12 protein-coding genes and 1 pseudogene are annotated in these 15,691 nt (G+C 69.5%); 10 read left to right on the forward strand and 3 right to left on the reverse strand.

What is annotated here, in order from left to right; translation table 11 throughout:
- The first annotated feature begins 119 nt into the window (after nucleotides 1–119).
- The 3 genes from M1L60_RS07670 (at nucleotide 120) to M1L60_RS07680 (ending at nucleotide 4,864) form a co-directional block, all read left to right on the forward strand.
- Nucleotides 120–998 (forward strand): vanadium-dependent haloperoxidase, encoded by an 879-nt coding sequence (locus tag M1L60_RS07670; protein ID WP_253236610.1) that lies wholly within the window; start codon nucleotides 120–122, stop codon nucleotides 996–998.
- Between the two features lie 174 nt (nucleotides 999–1,172).
- Nucleotides 1,173–3,593: a penicillin-binding protein gene (locus tag M1L60_RS07675; protein ID WP_253236611.1), complete on the forward strand. Its 2,421-nt coding sequence runs from the start codon at nucleotides 1,173–1,175 to the stop codon at nucleotides 3,591–3,593.
- An 11-nt stretch (nucleotides 3,594–3,604) separates the two neighbouring features.
- The gene (locus M1L60_RS07680) at nucleotides 3,605–4,864 is read left to right on the forward strand and encodes a diacylglycerol/lipid kinase family protein (RefSeq protein WP_253236612.1); all 1,260 of its coding nucleotides are present in this window, start codon (nucleotides 3,605–3,607) and stop codon (nucleotides 4,862–4,864) included.
- Between the two features lie 193 nt (nucleotides 4,865–5,057).
- On the opposite strand, the gene M1L60_RS07685 is transcribed toward M1L60_RS07680, so the two are convergent.
- Nucleotides 5,058–5,828: a metallophosphoesterase family protein gene (locus tag M1L60_RS07685; protein WP_253236613.1), complete on the reverse strand. Its 771-nt coding sequence runs from the start codon at nucleotides 5,826–5,828 to the stop codon at nucleotides 5,058–5,060.
- A 297-nt stretch (nucleotides 5,829–6,125) separates the two neighbouring features.
- Between M1L60_RS07685 and M1L60_RS07690 the strand changes: the two are divergent.
- Nucleotides 6,126–6,925 (forward strand): annotated as a pseudogene (locus M1L60_RS07690) (SAM-dependent methyltransferase).
- A gap of 420 nt (nucleotides 6,926–7,345) precedes the next feature.
- Here the strand turns inward: M1L60_RS07690 and M1L60_RS07695 are convergent.
- Nucleotides 7,346–7,924, reverse strand: coding sequence for a dihydrofolate reductase family protein (locus M1L60_RS07695; RefSeq protein ID WP_253236614.1), 579 nt, complete (start codon nucleotides 7,922–7,924; stop codon nucleotides 7,346–7,348).
- Nucleotides 7,925–9,089: 1,165 nt separating this feature from the next.
- Complete coding sequence (locus tag M1L60_RS07700; RefSeq protein ID WP_253236615.1) at nucleotides 9,090–10,199, reverse strand: glycoside hydrolase family 12 protein; 1,110 nt, start codon at nucleotides 10,197–10,199, stop codon at nucleotides 9,090–9,092.
- A 194-nt stretch (nucleotides 10,200–10,393) separates the two neighbouring features.
- On the opposite strand from M1L60_RS07700, the gene M1L60_RS07705 reads away from it, so the two are divergent.
- The 6 genes from M1L60_RS07705 to M1L60_RS07730 all read left to right on the forward strand — a co-directional run bounded on the left by M1L60_RS07705 (nucleotide 10,394) and on the right by M1L60_RS07730 (nucleotide 15,608).
- Entirely contained in the window at nucleotides 10,394–11,818 is a 1,425-nt protein-coding gene (locus M1L60_RS07705) for a family 43 glycosylhydrolase (protein ID WP_253236616.1), read from the forward strand.
- A gap of 66 nt (nucleotides 11,819–11,884) precedes the next feature.
- Entirely contained in the window at nucleotides 11,885–12,544 is a 660-nt protein-coding gene (locus M1L60_RS07710; RefSeq protein ID WP_253236617.1) for a DUF3159 domain-containing protein, read from the forward strand.
- A 59-nt stretch (nucleotides 12,545–12,603) separates the two neighbouring features.
- Nucleotides 12,604–12,777, forward strand: a complete 174-nt coding sequence (locus tag M1L60_RS07715) for a CsbD family protein (protein ID WP_253236618.1) — start codon at nucleotides 12,604–12,606, stop codon at nucleotides 12,775–12,777.
- A gap of 254 nt (nucleotides 12,778–13,031) precedes the next feature.
- Complete coding sequence (locus tag M1L60_RS07720; protein ID WP_253236619.1) at nucleotides 13,032–13,610, forward strand: DUF3455 domain-containing protein; 579 nt, start codon at nucleotides 13,032–13,034, stop codon at nucleotides 13,608–13,610.
- A gap of 155 nt (nucleotides 13,611–13,765) precedes the next feature.
- The gene (locus M1L60_RS07725; protein ID WP_253236620.1) at nucleotides 13,766–14,590 is read left to right on the forward strand and encodes an alpha/beta fold hydrolase; all 825 of its coding nucleotides are present in this window, start codon (nucleotides 13,766–13,768) and stop codon (nucleotides 14,588–14,590) included.
- Between the two features lie 76 nt (nucleotides 14,591–14,666).
- Nucleotides 14,667–15,608 carry a S1 family peptidase gene (locus M1L60_RS07730; protein WP_253236621.1) on the forward strand — a complete coding sequence of 314 codons (942 nt, stop codon included), beginning with the start codon at nucleotides 14,667–14,669 and terminating at the stop codon, nucleotides 15,606–15,608.
- Nucleotides 15,609–15,691: the final 83 nt, after the last annotated feature.

Here is a 15,691-nt window from a genome sequence, read left to right on the forward strand (position 1 = left end):
AACCGGGGAGCAGTGTCAGTCGGGTCCACGGAAGGGAGTTTCATCATGAGCACCGTCAGGCGCCGTCCCCGTACGCCCGGCAGGCCCTCGATCAAGCGCTGGCCGCCTCCCTGGCCCAGGTGCCCGACGGCCCGGCCGAGCGGGCCGGGGTGGCCTGGGGCGAACGCGTCGCGCGCGACCTGATCGCGGCCCGGGCCCACGACGGCCGCAACGCCCCGGTGCAGTACACGGCGACCCCGGCGCCCGGCGTGTGGCGGCCGACCCCGCCGGCCAACCTGCCCATGGCCGTGCCCTGGCTGGGCCGGGTGACGCCGCTGCTGGCCCGCAGCAACAACCAGTTCAAGCCGCCGGCTCCGCCCGCGCTCACCTCGCGCCGCTACACGCGCGACTTCGCCGAGGTCAAGGCCATGGGCTCGGCCTCCTCGACGGCGCGGACGCCCGCGCAGACGGCGACGGCCTTGTTCTTCTCGGGCAACGCGGTCGTGCAGATCAACGCGTTCCTGCGCGACCAGGCGACCCGGCGCGGCCTCGACATCGTCGACTCGGCCCGGCTGTTCGCCGCGACCACCATGACGACGGCCGACGTGGCCATCCTGACCTGGCGTTCGAAGCTCGACCGGGCCTACTGGCGCCCGATCACGGCGATCCGGTCGGCCGACACGGACGGGAACCCGGCCACGACGGCCGACCCGGCCTGGACGTCGCTGATCCCCAGCCCGAACTACCCGGACTACGTCAGCGGCTACAACTCGGTGATGGCGGCTTCGACGCGCGCTCTCGAACACGTCGTCGGGCCGCGGCTGGACCTGGCGCTGATCTCCACGGCCACACCGGGCGAGGTGCGGCACTACCGGGGTGGAGCTTCGTTGCGCGCGGATGTCGTGGACGCCCGGATCTGGCTGGGCATTCACTTCCGTACGGCCGACACGGCGGCCCGGACGCTCGGGGTCGACCTGGCCGATTGGGTGGCCCGTCACTATTTCCGTTCCCGGTGGTGACTCTGCGTCGTTTGTTGTCGCCGGGAAGGCGTACAACGGCTTTTGAATTTCGATCTTTTGGTCGAAGATTGTGAGGTAAATGCCGGGCTGATGCAGAATTGCCGGGCCCGCGCCTTGACAAAGCAAGGTGAAATAGACGGGACTCGCTCCCGACGAGGCGCTGGTGGTGGTTCGGTGAGTTCGTGGTGGCGCAGGCGTGATCACAATGTCTTCTTCAATGTGTTCGCGCTGCTGACCTGTGGGCTGGTGGCCGGTGTCGTGGTCGCGGCCGCGGCGTTCCCGGTGGCGGCGATGTCCGGGTTGACGGCCAAGGCCGGCAACCAGGCCTTCGCGAGCCTGCCGAGCGAGCTCAAGGATTTCGCCTCGCCCCAGATCACCCGGGTCTACGCGTCCGACAACAAGACCCAGATCGCGCAGTTCTACGACGAGTTCCGCAGCGACGTGCCGCTCAAGCAGATGTCGCCGCACATCCGCGACGCCATGGTCGCCGCCGAGGACAGGGAGTTCTTCAACCACAACGGCGTCGACCTCAAGGGTGTCGCCCGTGCGGTGGTCAACAACAGCGGCAGGTCGGAGTCGAAGCAGGGCGCGTCGACGATCACGATGCAGTGGGTTCGCATGTCGCTGGCCTACTCGGCCACGAGCCCGTCCGAGGTGGTCAAGGCGACCGAGGACACGAACGTCCGCAAGGTCACCGAGATCAAGTACGCCATGCGGGTCGAGCAGGAGCTCAACAAGGAGCAGATCCTCGAGCGCTACCTCAATATGGCGCCGTTCGGCAAGCAGACGTACGGGATCTTCGCGGCCAGCAAGGTCTACTTCAACAAGAGCCCCAAGAACCTCACTATCGGCCAGGCCGCCCTGCTGGCCGCGGTCGTCCGGGCGCCCTCGTTCTACGACCCCACCACCAAGCAGGGGTACGACGAGATCCGCCAGCGCCGCAACAACTACGTCATCCCGGGCATGGTCGAGATGGGGGCCATCACCAAGGCCCAGGGCGAGGCGGCCAAGAAGGAGGCCATCCCGCGCAAGGTGGCCCAGGTCGGCAACGGGTGCGTCTCGGTGGCGTACAACAGCTGGGGCTTCTTCTGCGACTTCTTCTACCGCTGGTGGATGGACCGGCCCGAGTTCGGCGCGACCGTGTACGAGCGTGAGCGGCGCCTCAAGAGCGGCGGTTACCGGATCACCACCACGATCGACCTCAAGGCGACCAGCGAGGCCAAGGGCCGGGTGGCCGACCTGATCAAGGAGAAGAACAAGAACGCGTTGCTGCTGGCGGCGGTCGAACCTCGTACGGGCAAGGTGAAATTGCTCGTCACCAACCGCAAGTACACCCTCGACGACTCGAAGAACCCGCTCTCGAGCGACCCCAAGAAGCGCAAGGCGGGCATCAAGGGCTCGGCCCCCAACACGGTCAACCCGCTGATCACCGGTGGCGGCGGGGTCAACGGCTACCAGGCCGGCTCGGTCATGAAGATCTTCACTCTGATCGCGGCGCTCGAGAAGGGCTACCCGCTGCACTACACGATCAAGGCCGAGAAGTTCTACAAGTCGCGCTACATCGTCGAACGCAGCAGCGACTCGGCCTGCCCGGGCACCCACTTCTGGTGCCCGCAGAACTCCGGTGGCGGCGGCGAGGGCGTCTACAACATGTGGAGCGGGTTCGGTCGCTCGATCAACACCTACTTCGTGCCGCTGGAGGAGCGGGTCGGCGCGGACAAGGTCGTCGACGTGGCCAAGCGCTTCGGCATCAAGTTCCGCGACCCCGAGGACGCCAAGCTCGCCTCGCCCGGCTACTCGCACCAGTGGGGCGCGTTCACCCTGGGCGTCTCGGCCACCACCCCGCTCGACATGGCCAACGCCTACGCCACGCTCGCCGCCGACGGCATGTACTGCGAGCCGACCCCGATCGAACAGATCACGACCCGCGACAACCAGAAACTCGACATCGGCAAACCCCATTGCGTACGGGCCACGTCCCCCGACGTCGCCCGGGCCGCGGTCGACGCCGCCCGGTGCCCGGTGGGTGACCGCGCCCGCACCGGCAGCTGCGCCGGGGCGACGGCCCGGGTCACCCGGGGCGTGGTCGGGCACCCGGTGTTCGGCAAGACCGGCACCACCGACCGCGACCGCACGGCCTCGCTCATCGCCGGCACGACGTCGCTGGTCGTGGCCGGCTACCTGGTCAACCCCGACTACCAGGCCCATAAAGACCGGATGGACCACGACCAGGTCAACCCGGCCGTGTACCGCACGCTCGGCGACTACATGGACGGCAAGCCCAAGGTCCAGTTCAAACGACCCGAGAACCGCAAGATCGTGTACGGGGACCAGCGGCGCATCCCCGACGTCGAGTGCCTGTCGCTGGGCCGGGCCCGCGACCGGATCGAGGGCGCCGGGTTCGACGCGGTGCTGTCCAACAGCGAGGTCGACTCCAAGTGCCCGAAGGGCACCGCCGCCGGCACCAGCCCCAGCGGTCGTACGGTCAAGAACGGCGTCGTCGTCATCGAGATCAGCAACGGCAAGTCGGAGGAGAAGCCGCCGGAGGGCGAACCCGGCACCACCCCGCCGGTCGTGCCGCCGCCCCGGCGGTGACCAGCCCGGCGGTGACGCCCAGCAGCGGTCGGCGCACCGCCGCGGTGATCGCCCTGATCGCGCCGCTGCTGGCCGTCGCGGCCACGCTCGAGACCACGGTCCGGCACTTCGGCACGTTCGTCTCGTTCCTGTTCGTCGTCGCCGTGGTGACGGCGGCGACCTGGTACGCGTTGACCCGCCGCGGCCTGCTGCGGGTGCTGGCGATCGTGGTGGCTGTGGTCGCCGCCCTGATGATGGTGCTGCTCAGCCTGTCGCTGTTCCTGGCCCAGGCCGTGCTGCTGATCGTGTTCGCCATGGCCGGCCGGTTCGCCCTCGGCCCGCACAGCGCCGCGATGATGAGTGGTGGGCCGCCGGCGGAACCGGTGCCCGCGGCCCGCAAGGGCGTCCTGCTGATCAACCCGCGTTCGGGTGACGGCGCGGCGGCCCGGGCAGGCCTGGACGCCGCGGCGGCTTCGCGCGGGATCGAGGTGATCACCCTGGGCCCCGGCGACGACCTGGCCGAACTGGCCGAACAGGCCGTACGCGACGGGGCCGACGTGCTGGGGATGGCCGGCGGGGACGGGTCGCAGGCGCTGGTCGCGACCACGGCGATGCGCCACGGACTCCCGTTCGTGTGCGTGCCCGCCGGCACCCGGAACCACTTCGCGCTCGACCTCGGGCTCGACCGGACGGACGTGGCGGGCGCGCTGGACGCCTACACCGACGGGGTCGAGCGGGTGGTCGACCTGGGCTCGGTCAACGACCGGATCTTCGTGAACAACGCCTCGCTCGGGGTCTACGCCGAGGTGGTGAGGGCCAAGGGCTACCGCAAAGCCAAGATCCGTACGTGGGGCCGGCTGCTGCCCGACCTGCTGGGGCCCGAGGCGGCCCCGTCGGCGCTCGAGTTCGACAGCCCCGAAGGGCCGCCGATCAGCGGGGTCTCGCTGGTGCTGGTGTCGAACAATCCGTACGACCTGTCGCGGGTGGGACGCTCGGGCGGGCGCCCCCGGCTCGACACCGGCCGGTTGGGGATCGTCGCGGTGCGGGGCGCCCGGCCGGCGGGGGAGTTCATCGCCAAGAAGTTCACGGTGCGCTCGACGGCCGACGTGCCGGCCGGGGTGGACGGGGAGGCGATCCTGTTGACGCCGCCGCTGGTGTTCCGGTCGCTGCCGGGGGCGCTGCGGGTGCGCGTGCCCCGGTCGTCCTCCGGCGGGCGGGCGCGGACCGCGACGCTCACCCGGCGCGACCTGAACGCCCTGGTCCGCGTGGCCTCAGGCGTCCCAGCCGTCTAAGGCGTGTTTCATAACTGGGGTCGGCCTGCGGCGAGGTCCAGATTTCGGCTGCGTGCGGCCCGCGGAAGGCAGGCTACCGGTGTTGTAACCGGCCTTTCGCGGGACGTGCGCAGCCGGAATCTGGGCCCGGCGCAGGTCGGGTCCAGTTATGAAACACGCCTTAGTTGTGCCACTGGGTTGTGCTCGTTCCGGCTCAGGTGTGCCAGCCGTTTGAGTCGCGGTGCCACTCGGTCGTGCTCGCTTCTTGGAAGGTCTTGTCGCGCCAGTGCCGCACGGTCAACCGCAGGATGTCGCCGTCGAGGTCGAGCAGTGTGTAGGACTGGCTCTCCCCGGCTCGCACGCGCCAGGAGCAGGCCGTGCCGCTCATCAACCCGATCACCCCGCCGTCCAGCCGGACCTGCGCCGCCACATGATCGTGCCCGCACAGGATGACGTCGATTCCTACCGCGGCCGCGGCCCGCACCACGGCGTCGGCCCCGTGCACCAGGGCCTCGCGCGGCCGTTGCGGTGATCGGAACACCGGATGGTGCAGCATCAGCACCTTGAGCTCGGCCGGTCCGGCCAGGTCGTGCTCGACGCGGGCCAGCTGAGCCGGGCCGATCCGTCCTCCCTTCCACAGGTACGGACGGGGGGAACTCAGCCCCAGCACAAGCAAACCGCCCTCACGGACCAGCGGCTCCGGATCCGGATCGACGAGCCGCCGGTACGCGCCGAGTGGCTCGAACGCCCGGCCCGGCCGATCGAGCGGCAGGTCATGGTTGCCCGGCACGCACGTCCAGGGCCGCCCGGTCGCCTGCAGCAACTCGACGGCCGCCCGGAACTGATCGTCCCGGGCCCGCATGGTCAGGTCGCCGCTGACCAGCACCCGGTCTGGCGCCTGAGCAATGAGGTCGGCGCGCAGCCCTGCCACCACAGACGGCTCCTCGGCCCCGAGGTGCAGGTCGGTGACGTGAGCCAGGCGCATCGACCAAGCGTAGATCTATCCTGTCCGTCGCCGGCCTTTCTGAGCAGGCGGCACGCCACGGTGGCCCCGATCTCGGGACGGGCGGCCGGCACCGTCCTGAGCCCGTCCCTCCCGGATCGCGATCGAATCTCCCCGACCACCTCCAGAGGTATTCACATTGGCGAGCAAGCAGAAGTCCCACGCCGCGAGTGGCCTTCCACCGGTCGGAAGAGCGGGTAATAAGCGCAAGCCCTCGCCCCCACCGCAGAGGCTGATGTCGATACGCTGCGCGGAGACGGCGGACGAACGGGGGACAGCGTGTCCACTTCGGAAGGCGGAGCCATCGCCAAGCTCGATACCGGGGTCCCGCACTCAGCGCGGCTCTGGAACTACTGGCTGGGCGGTAAGGACAACTTCGCCGTCGACCGGGCGGTGGCCGATCAGATCCTGGCCATGGTGCCCGAGATGGTGGCCTCGGCCCGGGCCGACCGCGCGTACCTGGGCCGGGTCGTGCGTCACCTGGCCGGCGAGGCCGGCATCCGGCAGTTCCTCGACGTCGGCACCGGTATCCCGACCGCCGACAACACCCACGAGGTGGCGCAGAGCGTCGCCCCCTCCAGCCGGATCGTCTACGTCGACAACGACCCCTTGGTCCACGCGCACGCCCGCGCCCTGCTGACCAGCCACCCCGATGGCCGCACGGACTACCTCGAAGCTGACCTGCGCGACCCCGACCAGATCCTGACCGGCGCCCGACGCACTCTCGACTTCAGCCAACCGGTAGCCCTCACCCTGCTCGGCATCCTCAACTTCATCCCGGACGACACCGAGGCCGCCGACCTGGTCGGCCGTCTGACCGCCGCACTGCCGCCAGGCAGCTACGTGGCCATCTCCGACCCCACCAACGAAATCAACGGCGAAACGATGGAGTCGGCCCTCCGCCTGTGGAACGAGGGCCCGCCGCCGAAATGGTCCTACGCAGCGCGGCCCAGCTGCACATCCTCTTCGCCGACCTGGACCTGATCCCACCCGGCGTGGTCACCTGCTCCCAGTGGCATCCCACCGAGCCCAACCCCGAGCCCGTGCCCCAGTTCGGTGGCGTCGCCCGCAAACCCTGACCAAGCTCCGCGCCGACCTCGCCAACCCAGGCAACGCCCGGCCAGGCTCTGCCTCCGACGGAACGCCCGTGCGCCCACGTCGCCCTGAGTCGGGACACCGCGCGCGGTTCCGGTGCTGCTCGACCGCGCCCGCCAGTCTCAAGGCCGGTCTCGACGACGACGCCTGGGCCCCCTGCGCTGCTTGCGCTGCTTGCGCCGAGCGCGCCCAAGCGTGGCGCCCCAGCCCCCGCTTGCCGCCCTGCGCGCCGTGCCCTCGTCGGCAGGCGTCGGCGCCGGGTTCTCCGTCTACGCCGCCGAATACGACGCGGCCGTCGCCGAGCACGGCGAATCGGAGCGCGCCAGCTCCGCTTTCCACCCTGCGCGCCGTGCCCTTGTTGCCCTGTGCGCCGTGCCCTCGCCGGCACGGGTCGGCGCTCTCCGTCACGGCCTGCGGATGCGATAGCGCAGGTGAGTGACGCCGACGCCGGCGATGGTGCCGACCGGGCCCTCCAGCGCGAGCGGCGAGCCCTCGAACTGGCCGATGAACGGGGTACCCGCGCCGAGCAGCACGGGCACCAGGTCGACGTGGAACTCGTCGAGCAGGCCGGCCTCCAGCGCCTGGCGGGCCATCTGGCCGCCGTTGACGCCGACCTCCTTCGGGCCGGCGATCTTCTGAGCGGCCGCGATGGCTTCCTTGATGCCGCCGGTCACGAACACGAAGTTGTCGTCGGCCTGGGGTCGGGCCGGCGGCGGATTGTGTGTCAATACGACGGTCGTAACATCCATCGGATGGCGGCCGCCCCAGGCGTTGGTCAGGTCGTACAGGTGGCGGCCGACGACCAGGGCGCCGGTGCGTTCCTGCAGGCGGCGCAGGTGCTCGGCACTCGCCTCGGACGTCGTCTTCTGCTGTCCCGGCACACCCTCGCCGTACCACTGGAACAACAGGTCGAAGCCGGTGTCGTTCGGCCCGGCGATGAAGCCGTCGAGTGACATCGTCGCGCCCGTGCAGACCTTGCCCATGACTGTTCTCCTCTGATCGATCAGGCGGAAACACCAGTGCCCCTTGGTCGGAGCGGCCGTCGCCGTCTCGACATCAGCCGAACAAAACAGTGACGTCGTTGGTATGTCGCTCTCGCCAGTGCCGATGAGCAAGTCGCCGTACGGCCAGACGCCGCCGAGGCGGCGGACGGCTTCACGCACGCGGGCCGTCCGGCGGTATGCGACCCAAGCGCGCGAGCAGTCCCCGGCCTCCCATCGGGCCTTCCAGCCCTCTGCAGTACGCCGCCACCCGCGCCTTACTCGGCCACGGCGTTCACACGCGCGGCGACGCTGGAGACGGGGGGCCGTGCGGTGGCGTGGTGTCGGGCCGTGCGGTGGCGTGGTGTCGGGCCGTGCGGTGGCGTGGTTCGAGCCGTGCGGTGGGATTGGGGTCGGGACATGCGGTGGGGTCGAGACGTGCGGCGGCGCGGGGGTCGGAGCGCGCGGTGGGTTGCGGGCGCGCGGCGGCGTTGGGGCCGGGCCGTGAGGTGGGGTTTGGGGCAGGGCCGTGCAGCGGCGTGGGGCCGGGACGTGCGGTGAGGTTCGGGTCGGGGCGCGTGGCGGTGCTGGGGCCGGCACGCGACGTTGAGGTCGAGAGGCGTGGCGGTGTTGGGGTCGAGGCCCACCCCGGTGCTGGGCCCGGGATGCGCGGTGCTGGCCCGGGTTGCGCGGTGCTGGCCCGGGTTGCGCGGTGCTGGCCCGGGTTGCGCGGTGTTGGCCCGGGTTGCGCGGTGCTGGGCCTGGGATGCGCGGTGCTGGGCCTGGGATGCGCGGTGCTGGGCCTGGGATGCGCGTGTTGGCCCGGGTTGCGCGGTGCTGGGCCTGGGATGCGCGGTGCTGGGCCTGGGATGCGCGGTGCTGGCCCGGGTTGCGCGGTGCTGGGCCTGGGATGCGCGGTGCTGGGCCTGGGATGCGCGGTGGCGTCGGGGCGCGGCGGTGTTGGGGTCGGGACGCGGCGGGCGGTCGAGGCCGTGGACAACCGGCGCCGATGCCCGGCCGAGATGGCGCGAAACGTCGGCGTCGGGCCGGAGGTGCGGTGCGCCGCCGACGAGTCGGTATTCGCCGGCTGTGTCGAGTGGTCTGGCGGCACACGGGCTGCGGCGGTGACGGCTCCTGGTGGGAGTCGTCACCGCCGTCTTGGCTTGGGTCAGCTGTAGTTCAGGGAGAAGCTGTTGGTGGTGAAGTTGGACTGGCCGGCCGTGCCGGTGATCTCGAAGCCGAACTGGAGTTCGCCCACGGTCACGTTGCCCCACCAGTTGTTGGTGCGCAGCCAGTTCATGATGGCCAGCAGGTCGATCGTGCCCGAGTTGGTGTTCGTGCGGATGAACGAGAAGACCGCGTTGGCGCCGTTCGAGCCGCGGTACACGTTCCAGGTGTGACCGCCGACCGAGAGGTTGCGGACGTTCGGCACGGCCCCGTTGGCGTCGTACTGTTCGGCGATCGGGCCGACCGCGCCGTGCTGGTTGGTCCAGATCATCACTTCGTACGCGTGGTTGTCGGCCCAGATGTCGTACGTGGTGGCGTAGTCGCCGTCGGCCGGCACCGACACGTTGAACGAGCTGGTCACCGATGACAGCGAGCTGAGCGTCCGGTTGAGCGTCTTGCCGGTGTTCAGGTACGACTTCACGCCGCTGGTCCGCGGATGGTTGGCCACGACACCGAAGTTGGTGCCGCTGCGGGCCCAGATCGTCTGCGACCCGGCGCCGCCGCCCCAGATGTTGTTGTAGAGCGTGTACCCGTTGTTGGTCCACGACGCCCACTGGCCCGAGTCGACCCAGGCCGCGTCGGACGGCACGCCGTTGCCGCCCGCGGGCGGGGGAGTGGTCGGTGTCGCCGGCGGGTTGGTCGTGGTGGCGCCGGTGCAGGCCGTGCCGTTGAGCGTGAACGCCGTCGGCACGCTGTTGGTGCTGCTCGCGGAGCCGTTGAAGCCGAACGACACGGTTCCGTTGGTGCTGATCGCCCCGTTGTAGCCGGCGTTGCGGGCCGTCACCGTCGAGCCGCTCTGACTCACGGCGGCGTTCCACGATTGTGTGATGGTCTGACCGTTGGCGTACGACCACACCAGCGTCCACGAGGACAGCGGGTCCCCGAGGTTGGTGATCGTCACGTTGGCCCCGAACCCGCCCGGCCATGAACTGCTGACCGCGTAGGCGACCCGGCACCCGGCCGCCGCCGACGCGGGGAGGGCGGTGAGGACGGCCGCCCCTCCCGCGACGACGGCCACGGCCGTGGATAGCGCAAGAACACGTCTGCGCATGGTGTCCCCTCTGTTCCGGACGCCCAATCGAAGCGCTTCGACGGTGGCATCAAGCGTCGAAGGACGTCAATGTATGTGTGCCGAGATGCTAGAACCTGCCGTGGCGCACGGCAACCGCTTGACGGGCAAATTGTTATCGTTAACACTACGGTGAACTGGGTAGGCAGCCATCAATCAGAGGGGTCAAGCCGACGATGAGACGTGTTCTGACTCTGCTCGCCGCGGTCATCCTGCTGGCGACGGTGGCGCCCGCGACGCCCGCGATGGCTGCGCCGCCGGTCGGGTACACCAATCCGATCGCCAATCAGCGGGCCGACACCCACGTGTGGAAGCACACCGACGGCTACTACTACATGACCGCGACCGTTCCCGAGTACGACCGGATCGTGCTGCGCCGGGCCACGACCGTGCAGGGCCTGGCGTCCGCGAGCGAAACGGTGATCTGGCGTAAACACGCGAGTGGCGAGATGAGCGCCAATATCTGGGCGCCGGAGATTCACTTCATCGACGGCAAGTGGTACGTCTACTTCACGGCCGGGCGCGCGGACGACCGGTTCCGCATCCGGATGTACGTACTGGAAAGCTCTTCGGCCAACCCGCTGACCGGCGCCTGGACCGAACGCGGGCGGATCGTCACGGCCTGGGACACGTTCTCGCTCGACGAGACGACGTTCGTGCACAACGGCGTCCGTTATCTGGCCTGGGCGCAGCAGGAGCCGGGTATCTCGACCAACTCCAACCTCTATCTGGCGCGGATGAGCAACCCGTGGACGATCACGGGCACTCCCGTTCGCCTGGCCGTGCCGACGCTGGCTTGGGAGACCCGGGGGTACGCGGTGAACGAGGGCCCGGCCGTGATCGTGCGTAACGGCCGCGTATTCATGACGTATTCGGCCAGTGCCACCGACGCCAACTATTGCCTCGGGCTGCTCACCGCCTCGGCCACCGCGAATCTGCTCAGCGCCTCGTCGTGGACGAAGAACCCGAACCCGGTTTTCGTCAGCAATGCGGCTACCGGACAGTACGGTCCCGGACACAATTCGTTCACCGTCTCGGAGGACGGGCAGAGCGACCTGATCGTCTATCACGACCGCAATTACCGGGACATCAGCGGCGACCCGCTCAACGACCCGAACCGCCGCACTCGCGTGCAGAAGTTCTATTGGAACAACGACGGCACCCCGAACTTCGGCATCCCGATTCCCGACGGCCTTCATCCCGTACGCCTGCGGTCGCACAACTTCGCCGACCGTTACCTGCGTCACTGGGAGTTCCGGGCCCGACTCGACCCGAACGTGACCGCGCTCGCCGACTCGCAGTTCCGGATCGTCCCCGGTCTGGCCGGCGGCGGATCGGTGTCGCTCGAATCGACCAACTATCCCGGCTACTACCTGCGCCACCGCAACAACGAGGCCTGGGTCGACCGCTCCGACGGCTCCGCCCTGTTCAAGGCCGACGCCAGCTTCCAGCGCCGCACCGGGCTGGCCGACTCGGCCGGTGTCTCTTTCGAGTCGACCAACTTCCCGGGCCGTTATCTGCGTCACGTCAACTATCTGCTCCGGCTCGAGACCGCGCCGGACGCCGTGAGCCGCAGCGACGCGACGTTCCACCTGGAGTGAGGGCCCGCTCCGGCTGCGGTTAGGCTTTCCTAACTGTCGAGCCGCCGAGCGGACGGGGTGTGGGGGATGACGCAGCCGGAGTCGCTGTCGCAGCTGCTCAACGGGCGGCGGGCCGCGGTCGACGCCACGGTGCCGGCGGTTGGTTTCGTCGTCGGCTGGCTGGCCACCGGCCAGTCGATCTGGGCCGGCGCCGCCGTGGCGGTCGTGTGCGCGATCGCCATCTCGATCTGGCGCCTGCGCCGCGGCGAGAAGCCCCGCGCGGTGCTGATCGGCCTGCTCGCCGTGTGCGTGGCCGCGCTGATCGCCCTGCGCACCGGCCGGGCCGAGGACTTCTTCCTGATCCAGCTGCTGAGCAACGCGGCCAGCGCGCTGGCCTGGGCAGTCAGCATCGTGATCCGCTGGCCGCTGCTGGGCCTGATCGTCGGGGCCGTGCTGGGCCAGAAGACCCGCTGGCGCCGCGACCCGGCCCTGCTCCGCTCGTACAGCCTGGCCAGCTGGTTCTGGGTGCTGCAGTACCTGATCCGGCTGGCCGTCTTCCTGCCCCTCTACGCCGCGGGTCAGGTCGTCGCGCTCGGCGTGGCCCGGATCGCCCTGACCTGGCCCCTGGTCGCCGCCTGTCTGGCTGTGAGCTGGTGGGTCATCCGCCGCACCCTGCCCGCCGGCCACCCCGGCCTGCGCCACCCGCAGACCGACGCCCGGCCCACCGAGGTGTCGCAGGAAAAATGATTGCCGAGGGACAAGTGGGGGTACTCCACAGTCGTTGGCACGACGATGTGGAGGCTGTCATGGCATTCGATGACAAGGTCGACAACAAGGCCGAGGAGTTCGGCGGCAAGGTCAAGGAGGGCGTCGGCCGCGCCACGGACGACGAGCAGCTCGAGGCCGAGGGTAAGGCCGACCAGAGCAGCTCGAAGATCAAGCAGGCCGTGGAGAACGTCAAGGACGCCTTCAAGTCCTGACCCGGCGGCACCAGTCGAAAGGCCCGTGGCTCACCAGCCGCGGGCCTTCGACGTTTGTCTAATTATCCGCCGCAGAATGCATTCTTAGCCGCGGAAATGCCGTTGCAAATGGTTACTTAATAGTAGGGTCGGCCATTCGTACCATCCACCGTGGATGAACGGGCAACATCGACACCGATATAAATCTGCACGCGTCCGGGAACCGTGTCTCCCGTCGACGGGGCGACGCTCACGCCCCCAAACGAGGAGTTTCCATGCTCAACACGAAGCGTTCCCGGGTCCGCGCCGCCGCCGGGGTGGGGATGGCGGCCGTGGTCGCCACCGTCGGCGCCGTGACCTTCAACGCCTCGGCCGCCGAGCAGGCCGCCGTCGCGCCGGCCGCCGTCGGGCCCGATGCCCGCGCCGTGTCGATCCCGGGCATCCCGGCCGCGATCAAGCCGCCGAAGGGGGCCAAGCCGACCGGCGCCTACTTCGTCGCCTCCGGCACCCAGACCTACACCTGCACCGGCGGGGTCTTCACCGGCGCGTCCGTGCCCGAGGCCCAGCTGATCGGCACCGGCGGCCGCGTCCACCACTTCGGCGGCCCGAGCTGGCAGTCGACCCGCGACAACTCGCTGGTCAAGGCCAAGAAGGTGGCCGAGAGCCCGCGCGCCGGCACGATCCCCGAGCTGCTGCTCGAGGTCACCGAGAAGTCCGGCAGCGGCGTCCTGGGCACCTCGACCCACATCAGCCGCCTGCTCACCTCGGGCGGCACCGCCCCGGCCGGCGCGTGCACCGACGGCGCGACCAAGGCCGTCAAGTACGGCGCGATCTACGTCTTCTGGAAGGCCTGACGCTCCGCGGCCCGGCGCTCCGAGGGGGCGCCGGGCCTTTTCGTGACAGGCAGAAGGAAAGTTGTCGTTCATCACGAAGTGCTGTCGAAGACCACCTCACCGGGCATAGCTTGGCCGCTGGGAGCACTCCCAGCAGAGACTGAGCGGAGACCGGCATGGGTTACGTAACCACTTCCGACGGCGTCGAGATCTTCTACAAGGACTGGGGCTCGGGGCAGCCCATCGTCTTCAGCCACGGGTGGCCGCTGTCGGCCGACGACTGGGACACCCAAATGCTTTTCTTCCTGAGCAAGGGCTACCGGGTGGTCGCGGCCGACCGCCGCGGGCACGGCCGGTCCACTCAGGTCAGTGACGGTCACGACATGGACCACTACGCCGACGACCTCAAGGCCGTCGTGGACCACCTCGACCTGCGCGACGCGATCCACGTCGGCCACTCGACCGGCGGCGGCGAGGTCGCGCACTACATCGCCCGCCACGGCGAGGAACGGGTGGCCCGGGCCGTGCTGATCAGCGCGGTACCGCCCCTCATGCTGCAGACCGAGGCCAACCCGGGCGGCCTGCCCAAGAGCGTCTTCGAGGGGCTGCAGCAGCAGCTGGCCGCGAACCGGGCGGGCTTCTACCGGGAATTCGCGGCCAACCCGTTCTACGGCTACAACCGGGAGGGCGCCGAGCCGTCCGAGGCGGTCATCCAGAACTGGTGGCGGCAGGGCATGATGGGCGGCGCCAAGGCCCACTACGACGGCATCGTCGCGTTCTCGGAGACCGACTTCACCGAGGACCTCAAGAAAATCACCGTGCCGGTTCTGGTCATGCACGGCACCGACGACCAGATCGTGCCCTACGCGGACGCCGCTCCGCTGTCGGTGAAGCTGGTGAAGAACGGCACGCTGAAGTCGTACGAGGGCTTCCCGCACGGCATGCCGACGACCAACGCCGACACGATCAACAACGACCTGCTGGAGTGGCTGCAGTCCTGACGCCGGTGTTCCCCGGGGACCTGTGTCCCCGGGGATGCGGTCCGTAATTGGCGGCTTGCCTCTATTGTCGTCCCCGATGAAGTCGCTTTCGAAGTTCCTCGTCGCGCTGACCGCCACCGTGGTCGCCGGGGCGGTGAGCACGCCGGCCCACGCGATCGCCGACGGTGACGGCGTGCCCGACGGAAAGTACGAGTTCGCGGTCAAGATCGACGACATCGGCATCCCGACCGCCGACGGGAGCAAGCGGAACAGCTCGTGCTCGGGCGGGCTGATCTCGCCGCACTGGGTGCTGACCGCGGGCCACTGCTTCAAGGACGAGAACGACAAGCGCGTCTCGCGCACGGTGGCCGACAAAACGATCGCCACCATCGGCCGGGCCGACCTCAAGGGCAAGGCCGGGTTCACGGCCAACGTCGTCGAGGTGCGCCAGCACGGGGACGCCGACGTGGCGCTGGCCCGGCTCGACAAGGCGATCACCGCCATCACCCCGCTCAAGCTCAACCGCAAGAAGCCCACCGACGGTCAGAAGCTGCGGCTGGCCGGGTTCGGCCTGACCAGTGGCACCGCCAAGAAGACGGCCTCGCGGCTGCAGACCGGCCAGTTCGAGGTCACCTCGGTGCGCAAGATCGAGCTGGGCGTCGAGGGCATCGCCCCGCGCCGGACCACCAGCGCGTGCCCGCACGACTCGGGCGGCCCGTACTTCACCGACGCCAAGCCGGCCGTGGTGGTCGCCGTGGTCAGCCGGGGCCCGCGCTGCCCGCACAGCGGCGCCGATACCTCGACCCGGGTCGACGCGATCGCGCCCTGGATCCTCTCGGTCGTCGGGGCCGACCTGAAGCCCAAGCCGACGCCGTCCAAGACTCGTCCCGCGCCGACGAAGGTCGCCGCTCCGCAGAAACAGGTGAGCGAGCCCACACCGCCACTTCTCTGGATCGCCGCGATACCCCTGGTTCTGCTGGTCGGGGCGCTTCTCGTGTGGAGCCTGAGGCCGCGCAAGGGGATCCACCGCCGCCGCTGACACCGCTGTGTCAGCGATATGTGCGCGGAATGTCAGCCCCTCGCGGGAGCCTTCTCGTCGAGAGCGGGCGCCATACGGCGTTG

Origin of the sequence: Paractinoplanes aksuensis (assembly GCF_024137025.1) — a bacterium.
Taxonomy (GTDB): domain Bacteria; phylum Actinomycetota; class Actinomycetes; order Mycobacteriales; family Micromonosporaceae; genus Actinoplanes; species Actinoplanes aksuensis.